At 65.3% G+C, this 4880-nt stretch carries 3 protein-coding genes and 2 pseudogenes; 3 read left to right on the top strand and 2 right to left on the bottom strand.

Annotated features, from left to right (window positions below; all coding sequences use genetic code 11):
* Positions 1 to 505, bottom strand: a pseudogene (locus AX685_RS19975) (type II restriction endonuclease); the annotation flags it as partial.
* Between the two features lie 331 nt (positions 506 to 836).
* On the opposite strand from AX685_RS19975, the gene AX685_RS19970 reads away from it, so the two are divergent.
* Together AX685_RS19970 and cueR are read left to right on the top strand one after the other, a co-directional pair.
* The gene (locus AX685_RS19970) at positions 837 to 3194 is read left to right on the top strand and encodes a heavy metal translocating P-type ATPase (protein ID WP_371262954.1); all 2358 of its coding nucleotides are present in this window, start codon (positions 837 to 839) and stop codon (positions 3192 to 3194) included.
* Positions 3191 to 3574, top strand: coding sequence for a Cu(I)-responsive transcriptional regulator (gene cueR / locus AX685_RS19965; protein WP_017980795.1), 384 nt, complete (start codon positions 3191 to 3193; stop codon positions 3572 to 3574). The genes AX685_RS19970 and cueR overlap by 4 nt, the downstream gene beginning before the upstream one ends.
* Before the next feature lie 52 nt (positions 3575 to 3626).
* Here the strand turns inward: cueR and AX685_RS19960 are convergent, their stop codons facing one another.
* Complete coding sequence (locus tag AX685_RS19960; protein ID WP_017980796.1) at positions 3627 to 4148, bottom strand: DUF6118 family protein; 522 nt, start codon at positions 4146 to 4148, stop codon at positions 3627 to 3629.
* Between the two features lie 212 nt (positions 4149 to 4360).
* Here AX685_RS19960 and AX685_RS19955 point away from each other — a divergent pair.
* A pseudogene (locus AX685_RS19955) lies at positions 4361 to 4880 on the top strand (hypothetical protein); the annotation flags it as partial.

Here is a 4880-nt window from a genome sequence, read left to right as displayed (position 1 = left end):
CGGTGTTGAAGGGCGGCACCAGCGTCGGGTGAAGGAAGTAGAGGAGGTTGGCGACCGCCGGACCCAGCCCCTTGATCTTCAAACGGTCGATCGCGTGGATATGGCTGATGATCTCCTCGGCCGTGTCGCAACAGGAACAGGCGTCGAGCAAGCGGCCGAACGCGCGCTGATTGTCGGGGCTCTCGTAAATGTCGGGGATGCGGAGCTTCGGCTTCCAGAGGAACGCATGGTCCGCGCCCTTGAAGATTTGCCGCTGCTCGGCGACGGAATGGACGACGGTTTCGAGCGACGATCCGCGGTAGGCGACGCCGAACGTGCCGCGCTCGATCTCGCCGACAACCTGGGTGATGCCGCGCCGGATTGATCGGAAGTTCTTCAACCGCTCGTCCCAAAGAAACCAGCTCCGATAGGTCGCGCCCTGATCGTCACGCCAGCGGGCAATTAAGCGGCGCACCAGGCCGTCATGGTCGGTGCCAGTAGAAAGACTGTCGATCTGCGCTGCCATATGTCCCCGATTGCCCCCGGCCCGCGTTTGGCGAGCTAGTAATAGACCTAAGCTGCGGACCTTATGGCGTCGAGGGTGTAGAGCTGGCCCCCGCAATATGAGGGCAACGCCGCTCCCGCGCGTAGATTCAACATACACGCCAGCGGTGCCGACAGGGCCTTGACCCTAACACGGTGTCATACCCTACATGCTCTCGGGTCGAAGGAGTCTTGCCATGAACGACCCTCATTCCCATTCCCAAGCCGGGCGTTGCGGCTGTTCGAAGCCTGCGCCTGAATCGGTCTCCACGCCCTCATCCTGTTGCGGGGGCGGCTCGGCCGCTCCCGCAAAGATCGAGCACGAACATCATCACACCGAAGCGGGCGGCTGCTGCTCGGGCAGTAAGGACAACGATGCCGCAGCAGCAGTGATCGACGCGGTGTGCGGCATGACGGTCGATCCCGCAAAAACGACACACCATGCCGAGCACGCTGGTCATGCCTATCATTTCTGTAGCGCAGGGTGCCGGAGCAAGTTTGTCGCCAATCCTGACGCCTATCTGAGCGATAAGCCGAAACCGGAGCCGATGGCGACGCCGGGGGCGATGTGGACGTGCCCGATGCACCCGCAAATTCGCCAGGAAGGGCCGGGAACTTGCCCAATCTGCGGCATGGCGCTCGAACCCGAAGAACCGTCGCTCGACGATACTCCCAACCCTGAGCTGGTCGACTTCACGCGCCGACTGTGGGTGGCGGGCGCGCTCACGATCCCGCTGCTCGTCGTCTCGATGTTCGCGGAAATGTTAGGCCTGCATGTGGTTAGCCCTGCGGCCTCGCCTTGGGTCCAGCTCGCACTCACCGCGCCGATCGTGCTGTGGGCGGGCTGGCCGTTTTTCGAGCGGGGGTGGACATCGCTTCGTACCCGCCATCTCAATATGTTCACACTGATCGCGATCGGCGTAGGTGCCGCCTTCCTCTATAGCGTGGTCGCGACGCTCGCGCCGGGCATCTTCCCAGCGACCTTCCGCACGCATGGGAGCATGGTTCCCGTCTATTACGAGGCGGCCGGCGTCGTGGTGACACTGGTGCTGCTCGGGCAAGTGCTCGAACTGCGCGCTAGGGCGGCGACAGGGCGCGCGATCCGCGCTCTCATGGATCTCGCCCCCAAGACGGCGCGACGCTTGCAGCCTGACGGTTCTGAAGAAGAAGTCGGGCTTGCCGACGTGGCAACCGGTGACCGGCTGCGGGTCCGCCCCGGTGAAGCCATCCCGGTCGATGGCGTCGTGGTCGAGGGTCGTTCGTCGGTCGACGAAGCCATGCTCACCGGCGAACCCGCGCCGGTCCTCAAGGAAGTCGAGGCGATCGTTACCGGGGGCACCGTCAACGGGACGGGCAGCCTGGTGATGGAAGCCCGCGCGGTTGGTTCGGACACGATGCTCGCGCGTATCGTCCGCATGGTCGCGGAAGCGCAGCGAAGCCGCGCCCCGATACAGGCGGTCGCCGATCGGGTTTCAGGATGGTTCGTGCCGCTCGTCGTGCTGATCTCGATTGCGACCTTCATCACTTGGTCGCTGGTCGGCCCTGAGCCGCGCATGGGCCATGCCCTGCTTAACGCCATCGCAGTGCTGGTGATCGCCTGCCCGTGCGCGCTCGGGCTCGCCACGCCCATGTCGATCATGGTCGGCACGGGACGCGGCGCTCAGGCCGGCGTGCTGGTGAAGAACGCGGAAGCCTTACAGGGGCTGGAAAAGGTCGATACCCTTGTCATCGACAAGACGGGTACGCTCACGGAAGGCAAGCCCAAGCTGATCGCGGTCGAGACGGTCAGCGCGGTCGGAGAGAACGACATGCTCGCGCTTGCCGCGGCCGTCGAAGGCCAATCCGAACATCCGCTCGCGCACGCAATCGTCGTTGCCGCCAAAGAACGAGGATTGCAGCTCGGCACAGTCGCGGACTTTGCCTCGCAAACCGGGCTGGGTGTCAGCGCCACGGTGGGCGGCCGCTCGGTCGTGATTGGCAATGCGGTGCAAATGAGCCGGATCGGCGCTGATCTCAAGCCGGTCGACGCCGCGGCCGATCGTCACCGTGGCGAAGGCGCGGGCATCATCCTCGTCGCGATCGACGGGGCGCTCGCCGGTCTGCTCGCAGTCGCCGATCCGGTGCGCGCATCGGCGCGCGACGCTATTGCCGCGCTTCGCAAGGAGGGCCTGCGGGTCGTCATGCTCACCGGCGACAATCGTGGGACGGCCGATGCTGTCGCGCGCGCCGTGGGCGGTCTTGATGACGTGCGCGCCGATCTGCTGCCGGAAGACAAGGCGCGTATCATCGGCGAGCTGAAAGCGAGCGGCGCAAGGGTCGCAATGGCGGGCGATGGGATCAACGACGCCCCGGCGCTCGCCGCCGCGGATGTCGGCTTGGCGATGGGAACGGGAACAGACGTGGCGATCGAAAGCGCCGGCATGACGCTCACGCGCGGCGATCTCTCGGCGATCGTGCGCGCCCGCAAGCTCGCTCGCGCGACGATGCGAAATATCCGCCAAAACCTGTTCTTCTCGTTCTTGTTCAACGGAATCGGCGTGCCGGTTGCGGCCGGCGTGCTTTACCCGGTTGCCGGTATCCTGCTGTCGCCGATGCTGGCCGGTGCAGCGATGGCGCTCTCGTCCTTCACCGTGGTCCTGAACGCACTGCGGCTCAACGCGGTAAAGCTGTGAACATCGGAGCGGCGTCGGACGCCAGCGGCGTCTCCCAACGCATGATCCGCCACTATGAAAAGATTGGTTTGGTGCCCGCGCCGCCACGGCGCGGGAACTACCGGGACTACGCCGACGCTGACGTTCATCGGCTGCGATTTATCGCCAACGCGCGCGACCTGGGGTTCCCGATCGAGGAAATCCGCACGCTGCTGGGGCTGTGGTCGGATCGCGATCGGTCGAGCGCGGAAGTGAAGACGCTGGCGGAAGCCCGCGCTGCCGAACTGGGCCGCAAGGTCCGCGTCTTGGACGCCATGCGCCGCTCGCTTACCGGGCTCGCCCAAGCCTGTCATGGCGATGATCGGCCTGATTGTCCGATCATCGAACGCTTGGCTGAATAACTTGCGCGGCTAACTTTTACTCCACTTGAGCGTGATCGTGCGTCGCACCGTTTCACGCGTTTCGCGCTGCGGCTTTGCCGCACCCCTCGATCGCCGCGCGGTTGGCCGTCACGATCCTGTCGGCCCCGACGATGGCGCGGAACGCGGTGGGACTGGCGCTCTGGATCATACGCTGCCCGGCTTCCCAGCGGGGCAAGTCGAGCGTCCGCGCCGCCATGCGCTCGGGCCATTGCCAGCTCGCCGGTGCGATCTCGCGCGCGACCAGGCCCGGCACGATCGCCCATGCGAGGATGCCGGCCGCCACCCCACCCAGGGCAAACCATAGCTGCCGATTCTTCTGGTCGGCGCGTGTCCATGCGGACCCGGCGATGGCGCGAAGATCGGCCATGATGCGGGCCTTGTCCTCGCCCGCCTTGGCGAGCGCCGCCTGATCCTCGCGCCGGGCGGCGCTGCCCGCCGCGGCGATGCGCTGCGCCATCTGCTCCGGCGTCATCGCCAGCGCCGGGGCCGCTTTCAGGAATTGGCCGATGCGCGCGACGTTCTCGCCTGCCGTGTTCACGTTCTGCTGGAGCACGCCAAGCGTCTCGGTATGGTCGGGTATGTCGATCGCCGCGCTCGGCCGCCAAGCCCTCCACGGCGCAGCGCCAGCTCGCCGCGCATGGCCTCGAACGCCTCGGCCGCGCCTGCTCCGCCCTGATCGTCCTCGTTCGTCACCTGTCGTGAGCCTGCAACCCGTGATATTCCTCCGAGTTAATCAAAGGAGACCCAACAATCACCGGACCGGTCATGCCTAAGACACCACACACGAAAGGCCCGGACGAAACCCTTTCTCTCCTCGCCGATCCCTATCGGTTCATCTCCAGGCAGTGCCAGCGCCTAGGCGCAAACGCTTTTGAATCCCGTTTCCTGCTGAAAAAGACCAACTGCCTTAAGGGGGCCAAGGCCGCCGAAATCTTCTACGATACGACCCGCTTCGAGCGCGAAGGTGCCATGCCGGTCGCTATTCAGAAGACACTGCTGGGCCAAGGCGGCGTTCAGGGTCTGGACGGCGAGACCCATCGGCACCGCAAGCAGATGTTCATGGGCCTGATGACACCAGAGCGCGTGCGGGCGCTGGCGCAATTGTTCGAGGCCGAGTGGCGCAGGGCGGTGCCGGGCTGGACGCGCAAAGGAGAGATCGTCTTCTATGACGAGTTGCATGAGCCGCTGACGCGAGCGGTATGCGCTTGGGCGGGAGTTCCTCTTCCGGACGATTGTCAATCGGCGTCCAAAAAGGACCCCCTATCGGCGTGCAAAAGGGACCCCC

It is taken from the genome of Sphingomonas sp. CCH9-F2 (genome assembly GCF_001556735.1).
GTDB lineage: Bacteria > Pseudomonadota > Alphaproteobacteria > Sphingomonadales > Sphingomonadaceae > Sphingomonas > Sphingomonas ginsenosidimutans.
Note: the sequence above shows the minus strand (reverse complement) of the source record. Positions and strands in the feature narration are given on the sequence as shown.